Source organism: Pseudomonas sp. TE9122 (assembly GCF_056278925.1).
On sequence record NZ_JBWBQI010000001.1, the window covers coordinates 1,842,146 to 1,864,255 of the forward strand.

General features: G+C 60.7%; 19 protein-coding genes. 7 read left to right on the top strand and 12 right to left on the bottom strand.

The features are described from left to right. Window positions 1–210 precede the first annotated feature (210 nt). From ACZ9BE_RS08360 to gloB, 9 genes are all read right to left on the bottom strand, one after another. Complete coding sequence (locus ACZ9BE_RS08360; RefSeq protein ID WP_476249223.1) at window positions 211–3,333, bottom strand: hypothetical protein; 3,123 nt, start codon at window positions 3,331–3,333, stop codon at window positions 211–213. A 151-nt stretch (window positions 3,334–3,484) separates the two neighbouring features. Continuing rightward, window positions 3,485–4,279, bottom strand: a complete 795-nt coding sequence (gene fabI, locus ACZ9BE_RS08365; RefSeq protein ID WP_003202751.1) for an enoyl-ACP reductase FabI — start codon at window positions 4,277–4,279, stop codon at window positions 3,485–3,487. Between the two features lie 19 nt (window positions 4,280–4,298). Then, window positions 4,299–5,909, bottom strand: a complete 1,611-nt coding sequence (locus tag ACZ9BE_RS08370) for an ABC transporter ATP-binding protein (RefSeq protein WP_476249224.1) — start codon at window positions 5,907–5,909, stop codon at window positions 4,299–4,301. A 1-nt stretch (window position 5,910) separates the two neighbouring features. Beyond that, on the bottom strand, window positions 5,911–6,930 hold the full coding sequence (locus ACZ9BE_RS08375) for an ABC transporter permease (RefSeq protein ID WP_016774153.1): 1,020 nt from the start codon (window positions 6,928–6,930) through the stop codon (window positions 5,911–5,913). Window position 6,931: 1 nt separating this feature from the next. Beyond that, window positions 6,932–8,005 carry a microcin C ABC transporter permease YejB gene (locus ACZ9BE_RS08380; protein WP_476249225.1) on the bottom strand — a complete coding sequence of 358 codons (1,074 nt, stop codon included), beginning with the start codon at window positions 8,003–8,005 and terminating at the stop codon, window positions 6,932–6,934. A gap of 4 nt (window positions 8,006–8,009) precedes the next feature. Next, on the bottom strand, window positions 8,010–9,851 hold the full coding sequence (locus ACZ9BE_RS08385) for an extracellular solute-binding protein (protein WP_056784665.1): 1,842 nt from the start codon (window positions 9,849–9,851) through the stop codon (window positions 8,010–8,012). Then, window positions 9,848–11,680, bottom strand: a complete 1,833-nt coding sequence (locus ACZ9BE_RS08390) for an extracellular solute-binding protein (RefSeq protein ID WP_476249226.1) — start codon at window positions 11,678–11,680, stop codon at window positions 9,848–9,850. The genes ACZ9BE_RS08385 and ACZ9BE_RS08390 overlap by 4 nt, the downstream gene beginning before the upstream one ends. Before the next feature lie 325 nt (window positions 11,681–12,005). Beyond that, window positions 12,006–13,469, bottom strand: a complete 1,464-nt coding sequence (locus ACZ9BE_RS08395) for a transglycosylase SLT domain-containing protein (protein ID WP_041480626.1) — start codon at window positions 13,467–13,469, stop codon at window positions 12,006–12,008. 99 nt (window positions 13,470–13,568) lie between these two features. Next, window positions 13,569–14,336, bottom strand: coding sequence for a hydroxyacylglutathione hydrolase (gene gloB, locus ACZ9BE_RS08400; protein WP_305382666.1), 768 nt, complete (start codon window positions 14,334–14,336; stop codon window positions 13,569–13,571). Between the two features lie 66 nt (window positions 14,337–14,402). Here gloB and ACZ9BE_RS08405 point away from each other — a divergent pair, with 66 nt between their 5' ends. From ACZ9BE_RS08405 to ACZ9BE_RS08425, 5 genes are all read left to right on the top strand, one after another. Next, complete coding sequence (locus tag ACZ9BE_RS08405; protein WP_041480625.1) at window positions 14,403–15,161, top strand: class I SAM-dependent methyltransferase; 759 nt, start codon at window positions 14,403–14,405, stop codon at window positions 15,159–15,161. Window positions 15,162–15,252: 91 nt separating this feature from the next. Then, entirely contained in the window at window positions 15,253–15,723 is a 471-nt protein-coding gene (gene rnhA, locus ACZ9BE_RS08410) for a ribonuclease HI (protein WP_007910572.1), read from the top strand. Between the two features lie 202 nt (window positions 15,724–15,925). Next, complete coding sequence (dnaQ, locus tag ACZ9BE_RS08415; RefSeq protein ID WP_041480624.1) at window positions 15,926–16,684, top strand: DNA polymerase III subunit epsilon; 759 nt, start codon at window positions 15,926–15,928, stop codon at window positions 16,682–16,684. Continuing rightward, window positions 16,671–16,970, top strand: coding sequence for a hypothetical protein (locus ACZ9BE_RS08420; RefSeq protein ID WP_305382668.1), 300 nt, complete (start codon window positions 16,671–16,673; stop codon window positions 16,968–16,970). Before dnaQ ends, ACZ9BE_RS08420 begins: the two co-directional genes overlap by 14 nt. Window positions 16,971–16,984: 14 nt before the next feature. After that, window positions 16,985–17,599: a GNAT family N-acetyltransferase gene (locus tag ACZ9BE_RS08425; RefSeq protein WP_016774208.1), complete on the top strand. Its 615-nt coding sequence runs from the start codon at window positions 16,985–16,987 to the stop codon at window positions 17,597–17,599. On the opposite strand, the gene ACZ9BE_RS08430 is transcribed toward ACZ9BE_RS08425, so the two are convergent. Beyond that, complete coding sequence (locus tag ACZ9BE_RS08430; protein ID WP_476249227.1) at window positions 17,565–18,458, bottom strand: LysR family transcriptional regulator; 894 nt, start codon at window positions 18,456–18,458, stop codon at window positions 17,565–17,567. The two genes, ACZ9BE_RS08425 and ACZ9BE_RS08430, sit on opposite strands and share 35 nt — an antisense overlap. A gap of 85 nt (window positions 18,459–18,543) precedes the next feature. Then, window positions 18,544–18,774, bottom strand: coding sequence for a hypothetical protein (locus ACZ9BE_RS08435; protein WP_071171849.1), 231 nt, complete (start codon window positions 18,772–18,774; stop codon window positions 18,544–18,546). 183 nt (window positions 18,775–18,957) lie between these two features. Here ACZ9BE_RS08435 and ACZ9BE_RS08440 point away from each other — a divergent pair, with 183 nt between their 5' ends. Beyond that, window positions 18,958–19,515 carry an NADPH-dependent FMN reductase gene (locus tag ACZ9BE_RS08440; protein WP_039763234.1) on the top strand — a complete coding sequence of 186 codons (558 nt, stop codon included), beginning with the start codon at window positions 18,958–18,960 and terminating at the stop codon, window positions 19,513–19,515. A gap of 149 nt (window positions 19,516–19,664) precedes the next feature. Further along, window positions 19,665–20,948 carry an arsenic transporter gene (locus ACZ9BE_RS08445; protein ID WP_476249228.1) on the top strand — a complete coding sequence of 428 codons (1,284 nt, stop codon included), beginning with the start codon at window positions 19,665–19,667 and terminating at the stop codon, window positions 20,946–20,948. Window positions 20,949–21,063: 115 nt separating this feature from the next. On the opposite strand, the gene ACZ9BE_RS08450 is transcribed toward ACZ9BE_RS08445, so the two are convergent. After that, window positions 21,064–22,014 (bottom strand): DUF1853 family protein, encoded by a 951-nt coding sequence (locus ACZ9BE_RS08450; RefSeq protein WP_476249229.1) that lies wholly within the window; start codon window positions 22,012–22,014, stop codon window positions 21,064–21,066. Between the last annotated feature and the right edge of the window lie 96 nt (window positions 22,015–22,110).

Below are 22,110 nucleotides of genomic sequence, written 5' to 3' on the forward strand. Positions count from 1 at the left end.
TGAGTTCACCTTGAATTCCTGTGGGAGCGGGCTTGCCCGCGATGGCGGTGGGTCAGGCAATTTGATGCTGGCTGATGGAATGTCTTTGCGAGCAGGCTCGCTCCCACAGGTCTCGATGGCGCGGAGGATTTTTTCAGTTCAGCACCATCTATGTGGGAGCGAGCCTGCTCGCGAAGGCGTCAGTCGATCTATCGCCGGATTCGCCAGTGCTCAGCGCTTGGGCGGGCTCAGCTTCTGGTAAAACGCCAGCCATTTCTCGTCACTGGCAGCGGCATCCTCGAGTTCGGGCACGCGCAATGCGTCTTGCAAGGCTTGCGCTTTGAAAGCATCGAACAGATGCCTGACGGCAGTGCTGGCGATGGCGTTGACTGTGTTGGAGGCGAAGGTATCGGGCACGGCGGCGCGCTCCTGTTGCGCCAGGGGTGCGCCCTGAATATCGAGGCGAGTAATGAACGCGTTACAAGTGGCATTCAAGCGAGGCTGGGAGCCGTGCCTGTAGGCTTCGGCGTCGACGGGCAGCGATTTCGCCGCATCATTTGCCCCCGATGGTTTGAGTAATGCAAGGTCGATATCGCGACGCAGCACCACTTCATTCCTGCCAGTGAAAATCTCGAAGACTCTGGCTGGACTCCCACGCAGCAGCGCCAAGATGCCGAATGGCGCAGTGCTGGCGTCAGCCAGCTTGTCCGTGGCTGCCGATACTGGCCGCAGGGCGAGCAGTTCCAGCTCGTGGTCTTCGATGTCGATTCGCTGCGCGAACGGCAAGCGACAGAACGCTTCCTTGAGAAATGCGATATGTGCGTCCTTCATTTGCCTCAGGCGTGCGCTCAGTGCCGCATGGAAGTAGGTCGCCACATTGTGCAGTCTGGGCAACGAGGCAAGCATGGGGGCCAGTTGCAACTGTGCATTGCTCGATTGCCATCCCGCCAGCTTCCCTGTCAGCTTGCCGGCGACATGCAATTCGCTCAACGAGTAATGCGCTGAAGAGGTCTTCGGGTTGGCGTCTGCAACAAACAGCGCCTTCTCCGTGAGGTAGGGGGAATCGCTGAACACCTTGCGCAGATCGGCCAGGGCAACCGTGACGGGAGTGGGCGGTGCCGAGAGGAACGCCCGCCGATAAAGATCGTTCAACAGGCGATTGTGGTTGCGGAACAGGACATCGGCCTGCTTCAGCGTCGTGGCGTCATAAACAGTCACCGGAAATTCGGCGTTGCGCTGGATCAGCCCTCTGGCAACCGCCCAGTCAACGACCAGTGAGGCACAGGAATCCTCGCGCAGGAATTTGTAGAAGTGCGTGGGGGCCGGGCCTTTGGTCAGTTGGTTCAGTTGCTCATAGCTCATCAGGCGTGCCACACCCGGCATTTGGCTTTCGATATACAGCACGACCTGCTTCAGCCTGACCCAACGCGAACAGCTCATGTAACAGAGTGATGGCGGAATATGCCGGGTCAGAAACTCCGGCGCTATACCGGACAACAACAGATGGGTGGCCAACGTCTTGTTTTTGACCGATGCAAGAGCGGGCTGCCGATCAATGAAGCGGCGTACCTCGTCATAGCTGTCGCCCCAGAAATCACGCCCCTCCAGACGTTGCACGGCAATACGGTTCAAATCCTCACCCGCGTTCGGCTCCAGGCTGAGAATCAATGCAGCGAGCAACAGGCGATCGCGGTTGGTGGCCAGCAGGCGTTTCTCCTGCGCCGGAGCACCCAGAATCTTCACCAGCAGATTGCCCAGCGTTTGCGCGCGCGGTGTGATCAGAATTCGGCTGATCAGGTAGTCGGCTTTTGCCTGGAGCGTTTTGAGCGGCAGATCGGTATCGACACCCTCACTGAGGTAGTCGATCAACGGCGGCGAGTCTACGGGTAAAAACGCCTGTGTGGTGTCGATGATGCTCTGACGCTGTTGCGCCGTGAACCGTTCGGTTTGTGTCCACGGCTGGCCGAGCAGATACCAGTGATTCATATGCCCGGGGCGGGTGTGCAGATTGATCCTGAACCATTTCACCAGCGCGAGGGCTTGCTCGACAGTATTCGGCAAAAGCAGATTGTAGAAGCGCAGCATTTGCCCAAGGGTGACTTTACCGCTCGAGCGCAGGGCGCCGCCGGCTTTGCTTGCCTTGGCCTTGAGCTGGTCGCGAAAGAGTTTCAGATCAGCCTGTTTTTCCACCTGCGCCGTCAGGGTGACCCAGCCCTTTACGCTGGCAGTACCGACATGACCGGATTCGGTGACGAGCAATTGACTGTCGGCAGGCAGTCCGTGCTGCTGCAGGATGGCTTGAAAATCCTCATCGGCGCTGAGTGTCTGCAATTGACGCTGGCCATACTTCATCCGTCCCGCCAGCGCGGAATCCGGATGGAGCTCGCTGATTTCCTCGTAATCGATCTTGGCCTTGGGCGCTTTGTTCCAGCTCAGCGCTTCAAGGCGTCGCACGATGTGCCGGTTATCTTCCAGAGCGCCAAATTCTTCACGATAACTGCGGATGGGGTCGTTGCTTTGCACGTAATCGCTGACGTAGGGCAGCGCCGGCCAGCTTTGCTGGCGCAGGCGTTGCGCAAGTGCCTTGGCTTCGCGGGCATCTTGCGGCAACGCAAACTCATAGCGGCCCAGAAGCTCGCCCAGTTTGAGGCGCGGCCCTCTGGCGGGTGCAGAAACAGAGGCCGAAGTGAGGGTTACCGGCGTGTCGAGAAAGCCTCGCTGCTCGAAAGGGTCGCTCGCCAGCAACACTTCATCGATTCGATCGGCGATCGCCCGAAAGTCTTCCAGTTGCGCGTTGCGTTCCTTCACTAGCGCCGACGTGCTCTGGCCGTTTTCATCGATGGCCGCCAGCCCGGTTTTCTTCAGCTCGGCGAGGATGACTCGGGCCTGAATCTGGTTTTGCGGTTCCGGGTAACCGTAGAACGCCAGCACCACTTGCCGTGGAAACCGATACAGCGGATTGGCGGATTTACCGCCGATGTAGGGCAGGCCCAGCCCCGCAGGATCGATACGCTGGGAAATCGACAGCAGCATCGGCGCCATCTGCCACCAGCCCGAATCATCTTCCAGCGTGAACGTGCGGACATCGCTGGAGCCGTTCGAGGGTGTCTGCGCTTGCAGGGTATCGCCCTTGATCTGCAGGGTATCCAGATCGATGTTAAAGCCACTGGCCCAATCGAGAAATTCAGGGCGTTCGAGGGCGCTCCAGTAAAGCTCCATCCATTCGCGCAGCCGGCATGCACGGGGAACCTCCAGCGTGCGCGCCGGTGTGGCGGCGCTGACCACCGGTACGGCGGTCAATTCTGCGATGAGATTGTGAATCAGCGTCTGTTCGTGTACCGGTGTGTCGTCCATCTGCGCCTCCCTGGCGGCTGATAAGCATCGAGCGCCGAGTATCAAAGGCAGGGCAGGGTGGTTGGCGGTACATATGTAGTTGGACGAGCTTTTCTGCAGGCATAAAAAAACCCGCCGGATCCGGCGGGTTTTTCTATTGGCTACAGGAAGATCACTCTTCGATGTTGCCCATCGCGGTGGTGTTGAAGCCGCCGTCGACGTACATGATTTCACCGCTGATGCCCGACGCCAGGTCGGAGCACAGGAAGGCGCCGGCGTTGCCGACCTCTTCGATGGTGACGTTGCGGCGCAGCGGAGTCTGCGCTTCGTTGGCGGCCAGCATCTTGCGGAAGTTCTTGATGCCGGATGCGGCCAGGGTGCGGATCGGGCCAGCCGATACGCAGTTGACGCGGGTGCCGTCCGGACCGAGGGAACCGGCCAGGTAACGGACGCCGGCTTCCAGCGAAGCCTTGGCCATGCCCATCACGTTGTAGTTCGGCATGGTGCGCTCGGCGCCCAGGTACGACAGGGTCAGCAGGCTGCCGTTGCGGCCTTTCATCATTTCGCGACCGGCCTTGGCCAGGGCCACGAAGCTGTAGGCGCTGATGTCGTGAGCAATGCGGAAACCTTCACGGGTGGTGGCTTCGGTGAAGTCGCCGTCCAGTTGGTCGCCCGGGGCGAAGCCGACGGAGTGCACGATGCAGTCCAGGCCGTCCCACTTCTTGCTCAGCTCTTCGAAGACCTTGGCGATTTCTTCATCGCTGGCCACGTCGCACGGGAAGCACAGCTCAGGGCTCGAACCCCAGCCTTGTGCGAATTCTTCGACGCGACCCTTGAGTTTGTCGTTCTGATAAGTGAAGGCAAGCTCAGCGCCCTCGCGATGCATGGCGGCAGCGATGCCGGATGCGATGGACAGCTTGCTGGCGACACCGACGATCAGTACGCGCTTACCGGCGAGAAAACCCATGTGTTGCTCCTCTTTCAGGTTATTGCGCAGTGGCTGGTGCCAGAAAAGCGGCCTCCAGCAACTGCTGTGTATACGGATGTTGGGGGGCGGCAAAGATACTTTGCGCGTCTCCCTGTTCGACCACTTGGCCATGCTTGACCACCATCAGCTGGTGGCTCAGCGCTTTGACGACAGCCAGGTCATGGCTGATGAACAAATACGTCAGGTTGTACTTGGCTTGCAGTGAACGCAACAGCTCCACCACTTGCCGCTGCACCGTCCGGTCGAGCGCCGAAGTCGGCTCGTCCAGCAGGATCAGCGCCGGTTTCAGCACCAAGGCCCGGGCAATGGCGATTCGCTGCCGTTGCCCACCGGAAAATTCGTGGGGGTAGCGGTGCCGGGTTTCCGGATCCAGACCTACCTCCTTCAATGCCGCAATGATCGCCGCTTCCTGTTCGGCTGCGGTGCCCATTCTGTGTATCCGCAGGCCTTCGCCAACGATGTCGTTGACGCACATGCGCGGGCTCAGGCTGCCGAACGGGTCCTGAAACACCACCTGCATCTCCCGCCGCAGCGGGCGAATCTCGTTCTGCGTCAGGCATTCTAGCTGCTTGCCTTCAAAGCGGATCGCGCCTTTGCTGCCGATCAGCCGCAAAATCGCCAGACCGAGGGTGGATTTGCCGGAACCGCTTTCGCCGACGATCCCCAGGGTCTGGCCCTGAGGCAGGCTGAAATTGATGCCGTCCACTGCCTTGACGTAATCCACCGTGCGTTTGAGCAGGCCTTTCTTGATCGGGAACCAGACTTTGAGGTCCTCGACTTCGAGCAGCGGCGCGCCGATTTCATTGCTCGCCGGGCCGCCGCTGGGCTCCGCGCCGAGCAATTCCCGAGTGTACGGATGCTGCGGCGAACGGAACAGCTCTGCGCACGATGCCTGTTCGACGATGCAACCGCGCTGCATGACACATACGCGATGCGCAATTCTTCGCACCAGGTTCAAATCGTGACTGATCAGTAGCAGCGACATGCCCAATCGGGCCTGAAGATCCTTGAGCAAATCGAGGATTTTCAGCTGAACGGTCACGTCCAGCGCGGTGGTCGGTTCGTCGGCAATCAGCAATTCCGGCTCGTTGGCCAGGGCCATGGCGATCATCACCCGCTGCCGCTGGCCGCCGGACAATTCATGGGGCAGCGCCTTGAGCCGCTTGTGCGGCTCGGGAATGCCGACCATTTCCAGCAGCTCCAGCGTGCGCCTGGTCGCCACTTTGCCACTCAGGCCCTTGTGGATGCCGAGCACTTCGTTGATCTGCTTCTCGATCGAATGCAGCGGATTGAGCGAAGTCATCGGCTCCTGAAAGATCATGGCGATGCGGTTGCCACGAATATGGCGGATGGTCTTCTCGCTCAAATCCAGCAGGTTCTGCCCGGCGTAATTGATGCTGCCGGCCGGATGCCGCGCCATGGGGTAGGGCAGCAGGCGCAGGATTGAATGCGCCGTTACCGATTTGCCCGAGCCCGATTCGCCGACCAGTGCCAGGGTCTCGCCGCGCTTGATATCGAAGCTCACGCCCTCGACCACACGGTGTACTCGCTCGCCGAAACCGAATTCGACGGCGAGGTCGCGCACTTCGATCAGATTGTCCTGATTCATTTCACTTCCTCGGGTCGAAGGCATCGCGAGCGGACTCGCCGATAAACACCAGCAGGCTCAACATCAGTGCCAGTACGGCAAACGCGCTCATGCCCAGCCATGGCGCCTGCAGGTTGGATTTGCCTTGGGCAACCAGTTCGCCCAGCGACGGACTGCCGGCCGGCAAGCCGAAGCCGAGGAAGTCCAGCGCGGTCAGGGTGCCGATGGCGCCGGTAAGGATGAACGGCATGAAAGTCATGGTCGAGACCATGGCGTTGGGCAAGATGTGGCGGAACATGATCGCGCCGTTCTGCATGCCCAGCGCGCGGGCGGCGCGCACGTATTCCAGATTGCGGCCACGGAGGAACTCGGCGCGCACCACATCGACCAGGCTCATCCACGAGAACAGCAGCATGATGCCCAGCAACCACCAGAAATTCGGCTGGACGAAACTGGCAAGGATGATCAGCAGATACAGCACCGGCAGCCCCGACCAGATCTCGAGAAAACGCTGCCCGGCGAGATCGACCCAGCCGCCATAAAAGCCCTGTAGCGCCCCGGCAATCACGCCGATGATCGAACTCAGCACGGTCAGCGTCAGCGCAAACAACACGGAAATGCGGAAACCGTAGATCACCCGCGCCAACACGTCGCGGCCCTGATCGTCGGTGCCCAGCAGGTTGTCCGCCGAGGGTGGCGCCGGGGCCGGGACTTTCAGGTCGTAGTTGATGCTCTGGTAGCTGTAGGGGATCGGCGCCCACAGAATCCACGCGTCCTTGGCCTTGAGCAGTTCGCGAATGTACGGACTCTTGTAGTTGGCTTCCAGCGGGAATTCGCCGCCGAACGCGGTTTCCGGATAGCGCTTGATCGCCGGGAAATACCAGTTGTTGTCGTAATGCACGACCAGCGGCTTGTCGTTGGCAATCAGCTCGGCGCCCAGGCTCAGGCCGAACAGGATCAGAAACAGCCACAGCGACCACCAGCCACGCTTGTTGGCCTTGAACAGTTCGAAGCGCCGGCGGTTGAGAGGGGACAGGTTCATCTCAATGCTCCCGGCTGGCGAAGTCGATACGCGGATCGACAAAGGTGTAGGTCAGATCGCCGATCAGTTTCACCACCAGCCCGAGCAGGGTGAAGATGAACAGCGTGCCGAACACCACCGGGTAATCGCGATTGATCGCCGCCTCGAAACTCATCAGGCCGAGACCATCGAGAGAGAAGATCACTTCCACCAGCAACGAGCCGGTGAAGAAGATACCGATGAATGCCGACGGGAAACCGGCAATCACCAGCAGCATGGCGTTGCGGAATACATGCCCGTAGAGCACGCGATGGCGAGTCAGGCCTTTGGCCTTGGCGGTGACCACATACTGCTTGTTGATCTCGTCGAGAAAGCTGTTCTTGGTCAACAGAGTCATGGTCGCGAAGTTGCCGATCACCAGCGCGGTGACCGGCAATGCCAGGTGCCAGAAGTAATCGAGGATCTTGCCGCCCAGGCTCAGCTCATCGAAGTTGTTCGAAGTCAGCCCGCGCAGGGGGAACCAGTCCAGATAACTGCCGCCGGCAAATACCACGATCAGCAGGATCGCAAACAGAAACGCCGGGATCGCATAGCCGACGATGATCGCCGAACTGGTCCAGACGTCGAAGTGGCTGCCGTGCCGCGTGGCCTTGGCGATGCCCAGCGGGATCGACACCAGATACATGATCAGCGTGCTCCACAGCCCCAGCGAGATCGACACCGGCATCTTTTCCTTGATCAGGTCGATGACCTTGGCGTCGCGGAAGAAACTGTCGCCGAAATCCAGCTGCGCATAGTTCTTGACCAAGATCCACAGACGTTCCGGGGCCGATTTGTCGAACCCGTACATGTGCTCGATTTCCTTGATCAGCGCCGGATCCAGCCCCTGCGCGCCACGGTAGGACGAGCCGGCTACCGCCACTTCGGCACCGCCGCCGGCAATCCGGCTGGTGGCGCCTTCGAAGCCTTCGAGCTTGGCGATCATCTGCTCGACCGGCCCGCCGGGCGCGGCCTGGATGATCACGAAGTTGATCAGCAGAATGCCGAACAGGGTCGGGATGATCAGCAGCAGTCGCCGAAAGATATACGCCAGCATCTGATTACTCCGTGCCCGCAGGGTCGGCTTGCAGTTGGGTTTCGACTTCTACGGCAGGCTTGGCGTCAGGCTTGACCCACCAGGTATTGATGCCGATGTCGTACTTGGGCGAGGTTTTCGGGTGGCCTATATGATTCCAGTAGGCCACGCGCCAGCTCTTGATGTGCCAGTTGGGCACCACGTAGTAGCCCCATTGCAGAACACGATCCAGCGCACGGGCGTGGGCCACCAGACTCTTGCGCGAGTCGGCGTTGATCAGGCTTTCCACCAGTTGGTCAACGGTCGGATCCTTCAGACCCATGCTGTTGCGGCTGCTCGGCTTGTCGGCGGCGGCGCTCATCCAGTATTCGCGCTGCTCGTTACCCGGCGAATTGGACTGCGGAAAGCTGCCGACCATCATGTCGAAGTCCCGCGAGCGCACGCGGTTGATGTACTGCGAGACGTCGACGCGGCGGATCACCAGATCGATGCCGAGGTCGCTGAGGTTGCGCTTGAACGGCAGCAGCACCCGTTCGAACTCGGTCTGGGCGAGGAGGAATTCGATCACCACCGGTTTGCCGGTGGCGTCGACCATTTTGTCGTCGACGATTTTCCAGCCGGCCTCTTGCAGCAGTTGATACGCCTCGCGCTGCTGGGTGCGGATCATGCCGCTGGCGTCGGTCTTGGGATTTTCGAAGGCTTCGCTGAACACCTGGGCCGGCAGTTTGCTGCGGAACGGTTCGAGGATCGTCCGTTGCTCTGCGTCGGGCAGGCCGGTGGCGGCCATTTCCGAGTTCTCGAAGTAACTGCGGGTGCGCACGTAGGCGCCGTTGAACAATTGCTTGTTGGTCCATTCGAAGTCGAACAGCAGCCCCAGCGCCTGACGCACGCGCACATCCTGGAACACCGGGCGGCGCAGGTTGAAGACGAAGCCCTGCATGCCGGTCGGGTTGCTGTTGGGGATCAGTTCCTTGATCAAACGCCCCTCGGTGACCGCCGGAACGTTATAGGCGCTGGCCCAGTTCTTCGCGGTCATCTCCAGCCAGTAATCGAACTGCCCGGCCTTCAGCGCTTCGAGGGCGACGGTGTTGTCGCGGTAATAGTCGGTGGTCATCGTGTCGAAGTTGTAGAAGCCACGGTTGACCGGCAAGTCCTTGCCCCAGTAATCCTTGACCCGCTCGTAACGTACCGACCGGCCGGCCTTCACTTGGGTGACCTTGTACGGGCCGCTGCCCAGCGGGATTTCCAGATTGCCCTTGTTGAAGTCGCGACTGGCCCACCAGTGTTTCGGCAGGACCGGCAACTGGCCGAGGATCAGCGGCAGCTCGCGGTTGTTGCTGTGCTTGAACTTGAACAAGACTTTCAACGGGTCTTCGGCGATGGCTTCGGCGACGTCGTTGTAGTAGCCGCGAAACATCGGCGAGCCTTCCTTGGTCAACGTCTCGAAGCTGAACACCACGTCTTCGGCGCGCACCGGGTGGCCGTCGTGGAAGCGTGCTTCCGGGCGCAGGTAGAAACGCACCCAACTGTTGTCGTCGGCTTTCTCGATCTTGCTGGCAATCAGGCCGTATTCGGTGAACGGCTCGTCGAGGCTGTGTTTGGTCAGGGTGTCGTAGATCTGGCCGATGTCATCGGCCGGCACGCCTTTGTTGATGAACGGGTTGAGGCTATCGAAGCCGCCGAAACCGGCTTGGCGGAACACGCCGCCCTTGGGCGCATCGGGATTGACGTAGTCGAAGTGCTTGAAATCGGCCGGGTATTTCGGCGGCTCGTTGTACAGGGTCACGGCGTGTTGCGGGGCGGCCCAGGCCAGCCCGGCGAACAGCAAGCCGCCGGCCTGCACGAGCAGGGTGCGAACAGCGTTCATCGATCTTTCTCCGAAGACTTCAGCCACCATGCGCTCAGGCCCAGGGTGTAGGGCGGCGTGGTGACAAAGGCCAACCGGTTGCGGTAGGCCAGACGGTGATAATTGAGGTACCAGTTGGGAATGCTGTAGTGCTGCCAGAGCAGCACGCGGTCGAGCGCTTTGCCGGCGGCGACCTGCTCGTCGCGGGTGCGAGCGGCGAGCAACTGTTCGAGCAGGTGATCGACCACCGGATTGGCGATGCCCGCGTAATTCTTGCTGCCCTTGACGTTCACCTGGCTGGAGTGGAAGTACTGCCACTGCTCAAGGCCCGGGCTCAGGGTCTGGCCCAGTGTCATCGAGATCATGTCGAAATCGAATTGGTCGAGGCGCTGTTTGTACTGGGCGCGATCGACGGTACGCAGGCGCGCGTCGATGCCGATGCTGTTGAGGTTTTCGATGTACGGCTGATAGAGCCGCTCCAGGCTCGGGTTGACCAGCAGCAGTTCGAAGCGCAGCGGTTGGCCGTCTTTGTCTTGCAGGCGCTGGCCGTGGAGCTTCCAACCGGCCTCGGCGAGCAGGGCGAGGGCTTTGCGCATAGTCTCGCGCGGAATGCCACGGCCGTCGGTTTTCGGCAGGGTGAACGGCTCGGTAAACAGCCTGGCCGGCAGTTGCTCCTTGTAGGGTTTGAGCATCAGCCATTCATGGCCGACCGGCAGGCCGGACGCAGTGAATTCGCTGTTGGGGTAGTAGCTGCTGGTGCGTTTATAGGCATCGCTGAACAGCGCGCGGTTGGTCCATTCGAAGTCAAACATCAGACCCAACGCTTCGCGCGTCCTGACATCGGCGAAGGTCGCGCGGCGGCTGTTCATGAACAGGCCCTGAGTCTGGGTCGGGATCTGATGCGGGATCTGCACCTTGATCACTTCGCCACGACGTACAGCAGGGAAGTTGTAGCCGTTGACCCAGTTCTTCGCCTGATGCTCGATGAAGATGTCGAACTCACCGGCCTTGAACGCTTCGAAGGCGACATCGCTGTCGCGGTAGAACTCGACTTCCATGCGATCGAAATTGTACTTGCCGCGATTGACCGGTAGGTCCTTGCCCCAGTAATCCTTGACCCGCTCGAACATCAGCTGCCGCCCCGGCGTGACCGAAGTGATGCGGTAAGGCCCGCTGCCCAGCGGTGGTTCGAAGGTGGTGGCCTTGAAGTCGCGGTCTTTCCAGTAATGCTGCGGCAGCACCGGCAACTCGCCCAGGCGCAGGATCAGCAGCGGATTGCCCGAGCGCTTGAACACAAAGCGAATGCGCTGTTTGTTGAGGATGTCGACCCGCAGCACTTCCTGCAGGGCCGTGCGATACAGCGGATGACCGTCCTTGAGCAGCAGGCGATAGGAGAACGCCACGTCGTAGGCGGTGATCGGTGCGCCGTCATGGAACCGCGCCTCGGGGCGCAAATTGAAGACGACCCAGCTGCGATCTTCGCTGTACTCCACCGATTGTGCGATCAAACCGTAGCTCGACGCCGGCTCGTCTCCGGACGGCGAATACTGTCCGGTACCGACCATCAGCGGCTCGTTGAGCTCGTTGATGCCGTACTGGAGAAAATTGGCGGTGGTAACCGGGCTGGTGCCCTTGAATGTGTACGGATTGACCGTATCGAAGGTGCCGAACGCCATCACCCGCAACGTACCGCCCTTGGGCGCTTGCGGGTTGACCCAATCAAAATGGGTAAATCTGGCCGGGTACTTGAGCGTGCCGAACTGCGCATAACCATGACTTTCGGTAATCGTCGCGCTTGCGGGTGAGCTCAAGGCCAGGCTGATCAGGAGCAGGGAGAGGGCACGCTTCAAGTCAGATCCGATCCAGCGGCTTGGGCTTTGTGGGCCGTACAGTAACAGCTTGTCTGGACAGGAAAAAGATGCGGGTTAATGCCGGGTTAATCGTTTGCGCGAAGAGCCCCTCACCCTAACCCTCTCCCGGAGGGAGAGGGGACTGATCGTGGTGGCTGGGCGAATTGCACCGACGTGCGATACCGAGTCGAAGTCAGTTTCTGAAAAGCCCCCGATCGGCTCCATTTTCCCCTCTCCCCCCTGGGGGAGAGGGCTGGGATGGATCTAAAGCACACCACAAAAACTTCATCCAAAAAAAGCCCCTGAAATATCAGGGGCTCTTCAATCAGTGCGGCTGATAAACCGTAAGCATCTGCCCCGGCTTCAACGCCTTGCCAGCACCCGGATTCCAGCGCTTGAGATGTTGCATCTCAACGTTGAAGCGCTTGGCCACCACGTACAGGGTGTCGCCGCGCTTGACCTTGTACTGGGTCTGCTGCTTGCTCTCGTCCTTGCCTTTGGTCTTGGTATTCGCCGCGACCACGGTGTTGACCCGGCCGGACTTGCGCGCCGGGGCACGCTTGGTGTTGTCCTGCATGACCAGGGTCTGGCCGACCTTGAGATTCTTGCCGGTCAGCTTGTTCCAGCGCTGCAGATCCTTGACTTCGACCTTGTTGGCCTTGGCGATGGAGCCGAGGTTGTCGCCACGCTTGACCCGATAAGCACGTTTGAGCTGCGCCACTTCCGACGGATCGGCGCCTTCGAACACCGGTTTCAGCGAGCGCGGGCTGATCAGTTCGTCCGGGCGCATGGTCTGCAGACTGGCGGTCAGCAGTTGCGCCTTGGACGTCGGCACCAGCAAGTGCTGCGGACCGTCGATGGTGGTGCGCTGTTTGAACGCGGGGTTGAGCTGGAACAGTTCGTCTTCATCGATGTTCGCCACCGCAGCGACCTTGGACAGGTCCATGCGCTGGTTGATTTCGACGACCTGGAAGTACGGTTCGTTGGCGATCGGATTGAGGTTGACGCCATAGGCTTCCGGCGCCAGCACCACTTGCGACAGCGCCAGCAACTTCGGCACATAGGCCTGGGTTTCCGCCGGCAGCGGCAGGTTCCAGTAGTCAGTGGGCAGGCCAAGCTTTTCGTTGCGCTCGATCGCCCGGCTGACCGTGCCTTCACCGGCGTTGTAGGCCGCCAGAGCCAGCAGCCAGTCGCCGTTGAACATGTCGTGCAGGCGGGTCAGATAATCCATCGCGGCCGTGGTCGAGGCTGTAATGTCGCGACGACCATCATAAAAACGCGTCTGGCGCAGGTTGAAGTAACGCCCGGTGGACGGAATGAACTGCCACAGGCCCACCGCATCGGCGCGGGAATAGGCCATCGGGTTGTACGCGCTCTCGATCACCGGCAGCAGGGCCAGTTCCAGCGGCATGTTGCGCTCTTCGAGGCGTTCGACAATGTAATGAATGTAGAGGCTGCCGCGTTCGCCGGCATTCTCGAGAAAAGAGGGGTTACTGGCGAACCACAGGCGCTGTTGCTCGATGCGCGGATTGACGCCAAGGCCTTCCTGCAACTGGAAGCCCTGACGCATGCGTTCCCAGATGTCCTGGGGCGCCACTGGAGTGGGCTTCTCGGTCAGCCAGATCGGCTTCTGCTTGGCTCGCGCAGCAATGTTCGGCGTATGCGTCGCTTCAGTCTGCGGAGCGTGGCTGGAGCAACCCGCCAGCGTGGCGGACACAGCCACCGCGATGGCTTGTGCCAGGCGGGTCAAAGCATCTGAATTGACGGACTTACGTATGGATGACGACATTGGCTGGAAGTAAGTTCCGGGCAAAAATGTCGGGCGATTCTAGAAAGCGCACCCCCTGCGGTCAACCATTGAGAATTTTTGCCCCGGCCGGCGCGCTTGTCAGAACTTGTCTTTCCATGCCCGCAGAGCCGCAAATACCTCGCTCGGCTCCCGGTTTTGAGCGCCTTCCCGTTCGTCCACTTTTTGTGTAACCAATGTTTCAGAAGTGCGTAAAAACGGATTGGTCAGCTTTTCCAGGGCCAAAGTCGACGGCAATGTCATCACGCCGTTCTGCCGTTGCTGCGTGACCTTTTCCAGACGGGCGGCGACTTCCGGGTTGCCCGGCTCGACGGCGGCGGCAAATTTCAGATTGCTCAAGGTGTATTCATGGGTGCAGTAGACCAGCGTATCTTCCGGCAGGGCCGCAAGACGGCTGAGCGAGCGGTACATCTGCTCGGGTGTGCCTTCGAACAGCCGGCCGCAACCGGCGGCGAACAGGGTGTCGCCGCAGAACAGCAGACCATGGTGGTAATAGGCGATGTGCCCCAGGGTGTGACCGGGTACCGCATAGACGTCGAAGTCCCAGCCGAGCACGCTGACGCTGTCGTTGTCCTTGAGCGCTACGTCGCGCGCCGGGATGCTTTCGCTGGCCGGGCCGTAGACCTTGGCGCCGGTCGCGGCTTTCAGGCGCTCGACGCCGCCGACATGGTCATGGTGATGGTGAGTGATCAGAATATCGCTGAGCACCCAGCCCGGATGCGCGTCAAGCCACGCCTGCACCGGGGTGGCGTCGCCCGGATCGACCACCGCGCAACGCTGGGTCTGGTGATCCTGTAACAACCAGATGTAGTTGTCGGTGAACGCGGGCAGGGCACTGATCTGTATCATCGTCGGAATTCGCCAAGCAGAAAACATTGGCGCATCTTAGTAGTTCCTGGCGCGTTGGAGAATGACATGACCGATAAAGCGTTCGCTCAGGCCGATCCCGACTGGCTGGCATTGATCAGCGCCGCCCGCGAATGGCTGTCGGGGCCGCTCGGGCAATTTCTGCTGGATGAAGAGCGGCGCATGCTCGATGACGAGCTCGGCCGCTTCTTCGGCGGTTATCTGGTGCATTACGGGCCGTCCGCCGAAACCCCGCCGGCCGCGCCGCAAGTGCAGCGCAACGTGCGTCTCGGCGCACCGTTGCCCGGGGTCGAGATCGTTTGCGAAGAGCAGGCCTGGCCGTTGAGCGAGCACGCTGCCGACGTGGTGGTGATGCAGCATGGCCTGGATTTCTGCCTGTCGCCCCACGGCTTGCTGCGTGAAGCGGCGAGCAGCGTGCGCCCCGGCGGGCATCTGCTGATCATCGGCATCAACCCCTGGAGCACCTGGGGGCTGCGGCATTTCTTCGCCAATGATGCCCTGCGCAAGGCGCGCTGCATCTCGCCGTCGCGGGTCGCCGACTGGCTCAATCTGCTCGGCTTTGCGCTGGAGAAACGCCGCTTCGGGTGCTATCGTCCGCCGCTCGCGTCACCCAAGTGGCAGAACCGCCTGGCCGGCTGGGAACGCAAGGCCGGTGACTGGCAATTGTCTGGCGGTGGCTTCTATCTGCTGGTGGCGCGCAAGATCGTGGTGGGTCTCAGGCCGTTGCGCCAGGAACGCCGCGAGCCGATGGGCAAGCTGATTCCGCTGCCGATGGCCAAGGTCAACCGCCGCCGCATCGAACCGTAAATCTTCTTTTATTTGTGGCCGGGCTTGTCCCGGCCGCGGTCATTGTCGATCCGTGATTGGCAGGACAGGCATTTTTTCTGGAAAGACTGGCATGAGCGAAAGCGTGGAAAGCGTCGATACCGTAGAACTGTTCACCGACGGCGCCTGCAAGGGCAACCCCGGCCCCGGCGGCTGGGGCGCGCTGCTGGTGTGCAAGGGCGTCGAAAAGGAACTGTGGGGCGGCGAGGCCAACACCACCAACAATCGCATGGAGCTGCTCGGCGCGATTCGTGGCCTCGAAGCGCTCAAGCGCCCCTGCGAAGTGCTGCTGGTCACCGACTCGCAATACGTGATGAAAGGCATCAACGAGTGGATGGCCAACTGGAAGAAGCGCGGCTGGAAAACGGCTGCGAAAGAGCCGGTGAAGAATGCCGATCTGTGGAAAGAGCTGGACGAGCAGGTCAACCGCCACAAAGTCACCTGGAAATGGGTGCGCGGGCACATTGGCCATCACGGTAACGAGCGGGCTGACCAACTGGCCAATCGTGGCGTTGACGAAGTGCGTGGTTACAAGCAGAGCTGATTTCGCTTCTAACCGTGGCGTAGCCATTCGCGAGCAGGCTCGCTCCCACAGGGAAATGTATTCCAGGCCTTGAATTGGAATGCATTCCAATGTGGGAGCGAGCCTGCTCGCGAAGGACCCGGCACGGTCTGACTGAAACACCCCGCCGAGCGTGTTAACATCCGCGCCTTTGCCCGATTGACCCGTTGAGAGCTGAGCACTGATGGCCACCAGATCCGTTGTACTCGATACCGAAACCACCGGCATGCCGGTGACCGATGGTCACCGGATCATTGAAATCGGTTGCGTCGAACTGATCGGTCGGCGCCTGACGGGCCGGCACTTTCACGTTTATCTGCAACCGGATCGCGAGAGCGACGAAGGCGCGATCGGTGTGCACGGCATCACCAACGAATTCCTCGTCGGCAAGCCGCGCTTTGCCGAAGTCGCCGACGAGTTCTTCGAGTTCATCCAGGGCGCGCAGCTGATCATCCACAACGCGGCGTTCGACGTTGGCTTCATCAACAACGAATTTGCCTTGATGGGCCAGCACGATCGCGCCGATATCACCCAGCATTGCACCATCCTCGATACCCTGATGATGGCCCGGGAACGTCACCCGGGGCAGCGCAACAGCCTCGACGCGTTGTGCAAACGTTACGGCGTCGACAACTCCGGCCGTGAACTGCACGGCGCCTTGCTCGACTCGGAGATTCTCGCCGACGTCTACCTGACCATGACCGGCGGCCAGACCAGCCTGTCGCTGGCTGGCAACGCGTCCGACGGCAATGGCACGGGCGAGGGCGCCGACAACTCGGCTACCGAAATCCGCCGCCTGCCGGTCGATCGCCAGCCAGCACGCATCATCCGGGCGACCGAAGAAGAACTGGCGGCGCATCTGGTGCGGCTGGAAATCATCGCCAAATCGGCGGGAGCGCCGGCGTTGTGGACGCAGATTGCCGAGGCTGATGCGCAGGTCTGAAAAATCAAAAGATCAGAAGATCAAAAGATCGCAGCCTTCGGCAGCTCCTACGGGGAATGCATTCCATAGTGGGGACCAGGAAGGCAGCGATTTTTTGCGTTTGGCGACATGGAGCCAAGTTGCCACCCTCGCCACATTCGCCGCAACCCTCTACCCTGAGTGCACTGGTCAGGTGCAAATCTGCCGCCTCAGGACACTGAGCCTCATGTACAAAGAGTTGAAATTTGCGCTGGCAATCATCCATCGCGACGGTAAGGTCGACACCGTCGGCTGCGTCAAGGAATGAGGACTTTTCCCAGTATGCAACCGGTCATGAATCCGAAATACCCAGGGTTGTCGGTGCGTGTAGCCGACGAAGGTTTTGCGCCGTATATCTGGGGCAGCGACTTCAGTTTCGAGGTCGCGGCCTACGGCGCTGCCGTGATCGGCAAACCGGTCGAGCAGTGGCCGGTGACGCCGATCGTGCCGTACCGCAAGTGCTACGGTATTGATCCCGAAGAATTCAGCGCCTTTCACAACGCGCCCGACAGCGCGATTTTCATGGCGTACCTGGACGACGAGCCGGTCGGTCACCTGGTGATCAGCACCAACTGGAACGGCTTTGCCCACATCGATGAGCTGGCGGTGCATGCCCCGGCCCGTCGCCACGGCGTGGCCAAGGCGTTGCTTGATGTCGCGCAGTTCTGGAGTCGCAAGAAGAAGCTGCCGGGCATCATGCTCGAAACCCAAAACAACAATCTCGGCGCCTGTCGTCTGTATGAGCGTTGCGGCTATGTGATCGGCGGCATCGACCAGTTGCGCTATCGCGGCATCGATCCGCATACCGCTGAAGTCGCGTTGTTCTGGTATCGCCTGTTCGATAATCCGCTGGAAAAACCACTCAGCTCGACAACATCGCCTCGGCTTGTTCCGTGACGATCGCCAGCAAGGTCTGAATCGCCGCCGACGGCGCGGCATGTTTGAAGGTCAGGGCGTAGAGGCTGATCGGCACCGCCGGTGACAATGGGCAGACGTCCAGGCCACCGGCGCGGGCGCCCAGAGCGGTGAACGGATCGACGGTGGCCAGACCCTCGCCGGCCTCGACCATGCTGCGCATCATCTGATGGGTCTGCACGCGGGTCTGAATGCTCGGTGCCGGGCGCAAGGCCTGGAGTTTGTTTTCCAGCGCCGGGCTCAGCGGATCCTGACCTTCGAGACCGACCATGGCCTGACCGGCCAGATCCGCGAGGGAAATGTATTTCTGTTTCGGCTGCAGCCAGCCGTGCGGAGCGAGCAATTGCAGCTTGCCCTGGGCCAGCGGCTGGCAGTGGATATCGGGGTGTTCGGGATCGTGCAGGCTCAGGCCCAGATCGCTTTCGCGCAATAACAGGCTGCGGACGATGTCGCGAGTCGGCGCGCTGAGCAGGCTGCACGGTGCGTCGGGCAGGCGTCGACGCAGGGTCGCAAGGCTTTGTGGCAGTAATTGTTGAGCCAGCGGCGGGGTGCCGATGATGCGCAGGGGCGGGGCGAGGTATTGCTTGAGGCTGTTGGCCAGACGCTGCACCGGCTCAAGTGCCTCATAAATGTGCTCGATTTCCGCTTGCAGGGCGCGCGCTTCGGGCGTCGATTGCAGCCGACCGCGAACGCTGGCGAACAACATGAACCCCAACTGACTCTCGGCTTCGCGCAAACGCTCTTCGACCTCGGTCACCGGCAGTTGCAGCCATTCGGCGGCGGTGCCCAGGTGACCGGTCTGCAAGAGCGCCTGAATCACTTCGATGTGGCGTAAACGCATGCGTGAAGTCCATGTTCAGCAGGTGGGGTCAGACGCTGAATCCTACCCCAAGTCCGCTCGCATGACTTCTGCTCATAACGCTAGGTTATTGAGCGACGGTTGGCTCAGGTTCGCGGATCAGGGTAATGCCTGATTGCACCAGGAGAAACTCGCTGTCACTGACCTTGTTGACCCGATCGCCAATGGCGAGTTTGTAAATGGGCTCCGAGCCAGTGGATCCGTCTGCAGACGGGTTCGATTCCTGGAATTCATGCACGGAATAAACGCGGCCTTCCGCATCTCTTGCATGAAACTGACCGACGAGTACTGCTGCCATCTGCTTAGAACCTCTGGAGATAAAACGCTTGATTTGCGGCTTTGTAGACCGTCAGCAAGCTCGGTAAGTTTTCCTACAGGAAAAAAATATTCCTCGCGCAGGAAAAACCAATGACCACTGGTGAAAATGTCACTGGATCATCTATAACTAGCGACTCTTCCCACGGACCATCGAGAGTCATCCATGAGCAATGTCTACAACGTCGCTGTAGTGGTCGGTAGCCTGCGCAAAGCATCGATCAATCGCAAAGTCGCACTGGCCCTCGCCGAACTGGCACCGGCCAATCTCAAGCTCGAGATTGTCGAAATCGGTGAACTGCCGCTGTACAACGAAGACATCGACGGCGATTCTCCGCCGGCAGCCTACAGCACTTTCCGTCAGAAAGTGGCGTCATCCGACGCGGTGCTGTTTGTTACCCCCGAGTACAACCGCTCGATCCCGGCACCGTTGAAGAACGCCATCGACGTCGGTTCGCGCCCTTATGGCCAGAGCGCGTGGAGCGGCAAACCCGGCGCGGTGATCAGCGTATCGCCAGGCGCCATCGGTGGCTTCGGCGCCAACCAGCACCTGCGCCAGACCTTTGTTTTCCTCGATATCCATTGCCTGCAACAGCCGGAAGCCTATCTGGGCGGCGCGGGCAACGCGTTTGATGAAGCGGGCAAGCTGAGCGACTCGGTGAAACCGTTCCTGCAGAAATTCATCGATGCGTACGGCCAGTTCGTCGAGCAACACAAGAAATAAACTTACCGAAACTCACTGTGGGAGCGAGCCTGCTCGCGAAGGCGGACTGTCAGATAACAATTTCTAGTCTGACACACCGCTTTCGCGAGCAGACTCGCTCCCACATTTGTTCGATTTCCACCCGTTTCGCTATTTGAAGGCTTCTGCGAATGCTCGCTGCGTCACTGATTTTCCTGCTGACCATCACCCTCGTCATCTGGCAACCCAAGGGGCTCGGCGTCGGCTGGAGTGCAACGTTGGGCGCCGTGCTGGCGTTGATTTTTGGCGTCGTTCACCTCACGGACATCCCGCTGGTCTGGCAGATCATCTGGAATGCGACCGGCACCTTCGTCGCGCTGATCATCATCAGCCTGTTGCTCGACGAGGCTGGCTTCTTTAATTGGGCAGCGCTGCACGTGGCGCGCTGGGGGCGGGGCAGTGGGCGCAAACTGTTTGCCTTCATGGTGCTGCTCGGCGCGCTGGTCTCGGCGCTGTTCGCCAATGACGGTGCGGCGCTGATTCTCACGCCGATCGTGATTTCAATGCTGCTGGCGCTGCGCTTTTCACCGGCGGCGACGCTGGCCTTCGTCATGGGCGCCGGGTTTATCGCCGATACGGCGAGCCTGCCGCTGGTGGTGTCGAACCTGGTCAACATCGTTTCTGCGGACTTCTTCAATATCGGCTTCAACCGTTATGCAGCGGTCATGGTGCCGGTGAACTTCGTCAGCGTGGCGGCGACGTTGGGCATGTTGCTGTGGTTTTTTCGCCGCGACATCCCGGCCGCTTACGATCCGGAACAGCTGGAAAACCCGCACACCGCGATCCACGACAAAGCGACGTTCTACGCCGGTTGGGCGGTGTTGGTGATCCTGTTGATCGGCTGCTTTGCCCTCGAACCGCTGGGCATTCCGATCAGCGCAATTTCGGCGGTGTGCGCCGCGCTGCTGCTGGGTATTGCCGCGCGCGGCCACAAAATCTCCACGCGCAAAGTGATGAAAGAAGCGCCGTGGCAAATCGTGATTTTCTCGTTGGGCATGTACCTGGTGGTGTACGGCCTGCGCAATGCCGGACTCACCGGTTACCTCGCCGGGTGGCTGGATGTATTCGCCGGCCACGGCGTGTGGGGCGCGGCGATGGGCACCGGGGTGCTGACGGCGCTGCTGTCGTCGATCATGAACAATCTGCCAACGGTACTGATCGGCTTGCTGTCGATCGACGCCAGTCAGGCCAGCGGCGTGATCAAAGAAGCGATGATCTACGCCAACGTGATCGGCAGCGACCTGGGGCCGAAGATCACTCCGATCGGCAGTCTGGCAACGTTGTTGTGGCTGCATGTGCTGGAGCGCAAAGGCATCCATATTGGCTGGGGCTATTACTTCCGTGTCGGGATTGTGTTGACCGTGCCGGTGTTGCTGGTGACGTTGGCGGCACTGGCGGTGCGGCTATCCATATAGACCGAGTTGCTCTTTTCGCGAGCAGGCTCGCTCCCACAGTGATCGCATTCCACATTTGAAATGCATTCTCTGTGGGAGCGAGCCTGCTCGCGAATTGGGTCGGACACTACAAATCTCAGGTTTGGCCGGGGACATTCGGCCAAAGATCCGCCACCAGAAACAACCGCTCCGCCTCTTCCCATTCGCCCTGGGCATTCTCGGTCAGGCGTACCATCAACTGCGCCGGGGCCAGTGCTGGCAGGTCTGCCAGCCACAAACGCAGGTGCTCATCTGTCCAGACCTGATCCGCCGGGTAATGCGCCGGCGCCAGCCACGCATGGCGGGGCAGGGGTTGCCAGCGGCCCGGCGGGCGCTGTGCGACAAACGCCGGCCAGTCCTTCTGATGCAGCCAGCTGCCACGCAGATGTTGTGGATGCGCGCCGTTCGGTGAGTCGGCGTGCCCGGGCCACGGATATAGCAGATAACCGCCCAGCCACAACTGCGCGCTGAAGGTTTCGATATCCAGCGCCGCGAGCACCTCGCGGCTTTCCGGGCGCGCCGAGATCGGCAATTGATGCTCGGCCAGATGTGCCAGTTTGCGATCCAGCCGGTCATGACAACCCGGCCCCAGCCACTGCGCGGGATCGCGGCCATCGCCATCCTGCGGGCCAAGGTAGAGCTTGATCGCCAGTTCCAGATGATGCACGCCGTCGCGGTCACGCAGCAGCATGTCGAGTTCGCCGAGGGTGTGCCCGGCGCGGCGAATCGGCAGGTTGGCGGCGATCAGTTCGATGCCCGGCGCATGCGAGACGGCGAACTGCCAAAGACGCTCGTAATACAGACCCAGACGCCGGGTGCGCGCCTGCGACAGCCATTGCAGCAGGCCGTAACTGTCGCGGTCGAGCTGGTGCAGCCAATGTTCGAGGCGCTGCGGGTCGTGCACCCAGTCGCTGCCGGCAAGCGGATGGCGCTGGGGCCACGGCGTGGCGGCGAGCATCGGCGGCGCGAGGATCACCCACGCCAGGTCCCGCACTTCGGGATGGCGTAATCGATGGGGCAATTGCAACAAGTCGGGGAACAGGATCATCTTGCGAGCATAGCCTTAAACCTGATCGCACCCTTGAGGCTGAAAGGATTTTGTCTATCTGGCGCTTTCGCCCATAATCGGGTTTTCGCGTTTTCG

Bases quoted from the DNA above. Each gene is read 5' to 3' on its own strand.
- ACZ9BE_RS08360 (WP_476249223.1), bottom strand. From the start codon at position 3,333: ATGGACGACACACCGGTACACGAACAGACGCTGATTCACAATCTCATC.
- fabI (WP_003202751.1), bottom strand. From the start codon at position 4,279: ATGGGTTTTCTCGCCGGTAAGCGCGTACTGATCGTCGGTGTCGCCAGC.
- ACZ9BE_RS08370 (WP_476249224.1), bottom strand. From the start codon at position 5,909: ATGAATCAGGACAATCTGATCGAAGTGCGCGACCTCGCCGTCGAATTC.
- ACZ9BE_RS08375 (WP_016774153.1), bottom strand. From the start codon at position 6,930: ATGAACCTGTCCCCTCTCAACCGCCGGCGCTTCGAACTGTTCAAGGCC.
- ACZ9BE_RS08380 (WP_476249225.1), bottom strand. From the start codon at position 8,005: ATGCTGGCGTATATCTTTCGGCGACTGCTGCTGATCATCCCGACCCTG.
- ACZ9BE_RS08385 (WP_056784665.1), bottom strand. From the start codon at position 9,851: ATGAACGCTGTTCGCACCCTGCTCGTGCAGGCCGGCGGCTTGCTGTTC.
- ACZ9BE_RS08395 (WP_041480626.1), bottom strand. From the start codon at position 13,469: ATGTCGTCATCCATACGTAAGTCCGTCAATTCAGATGCTTTGACCCGC.
- gloB (WP_305382666.1), bottom strand. From the start codon at position 14,336: ATGATACAGATCAGTGCCCTGCCCGCGTTCACCGACAACTACATCTGG.
- ACZ9BE_RS08405 (WP_041480625.1), top strand. From the start codon at position 14,403: ATGACCGATAAAGCGTTCGCTCAGGCCGATCCCGACTGGCTGGCATTG.
- rnhA (WP_007910572.1), top strand. From the start codon at position 15,253: ATGAGCGAAAGCGTGGAAAGCGTCGATACCGTAGAACTGTTCACCGAC.
- dnaQ (WP_041480624.1), top strand. From the start codon at position 15,926: ATGGCCACCAGATCCGTTGTACTCGATACCGAAACCACCGGCATGCCG.
- ACZ9BE_RS08420 (WP_305382668.1), top strand. From the start codon at position 16,671: ATGCGCAGGTCTGAAAAATCAAAAGATCAGAAGATCAAAAGATCGCAG.
- ACZ9BE_RS08425 (WP_016774208.1), top strand. From the start codon at position 16,985: ATGCAACCGGTCATGAATCCGAAATACCCAGGGTTGTCGGTGCGTGTA.
- ACZ9BE_RS08430 (WP_476249227.1), bottom strand. From the start codon at position 18,458: ATGCGTTTACGCCACATCGAAGTGATTCAGGCGCTCTTGCAGACCGGT.
- ACZ9BE_RS08435 (WP_071171849.1), bottom strand. From the start codon at position 18,774: ATGGCAGCAGTACTCGTCGGTCAGTTTCATGCAAGAGATGCGGAAGGC.
- ACZ9BE_RS08440 (WP_039763234.1), top strand. From the start codon at position 18,958: ATGAGCAATGTCTACAACGTCGCTGTAGTGGTCGGTAGCCTGCGCAAA.
- ACZ9BE_RS08445 (WP_476249228.1), top strand. From the start codon at position 19,665: ATGCTCGCTGCGTCACTGATTTTCCTGCTGACCATCACCCTCGTCATC.
- ACZ9BE_RS08450 (WP_476249229.1), bottom strand. From the start codon at position 22,014: ATGATCCTGTTCCCCGACTTGTTGCAATTGCCCCATCGATTACGCCAT.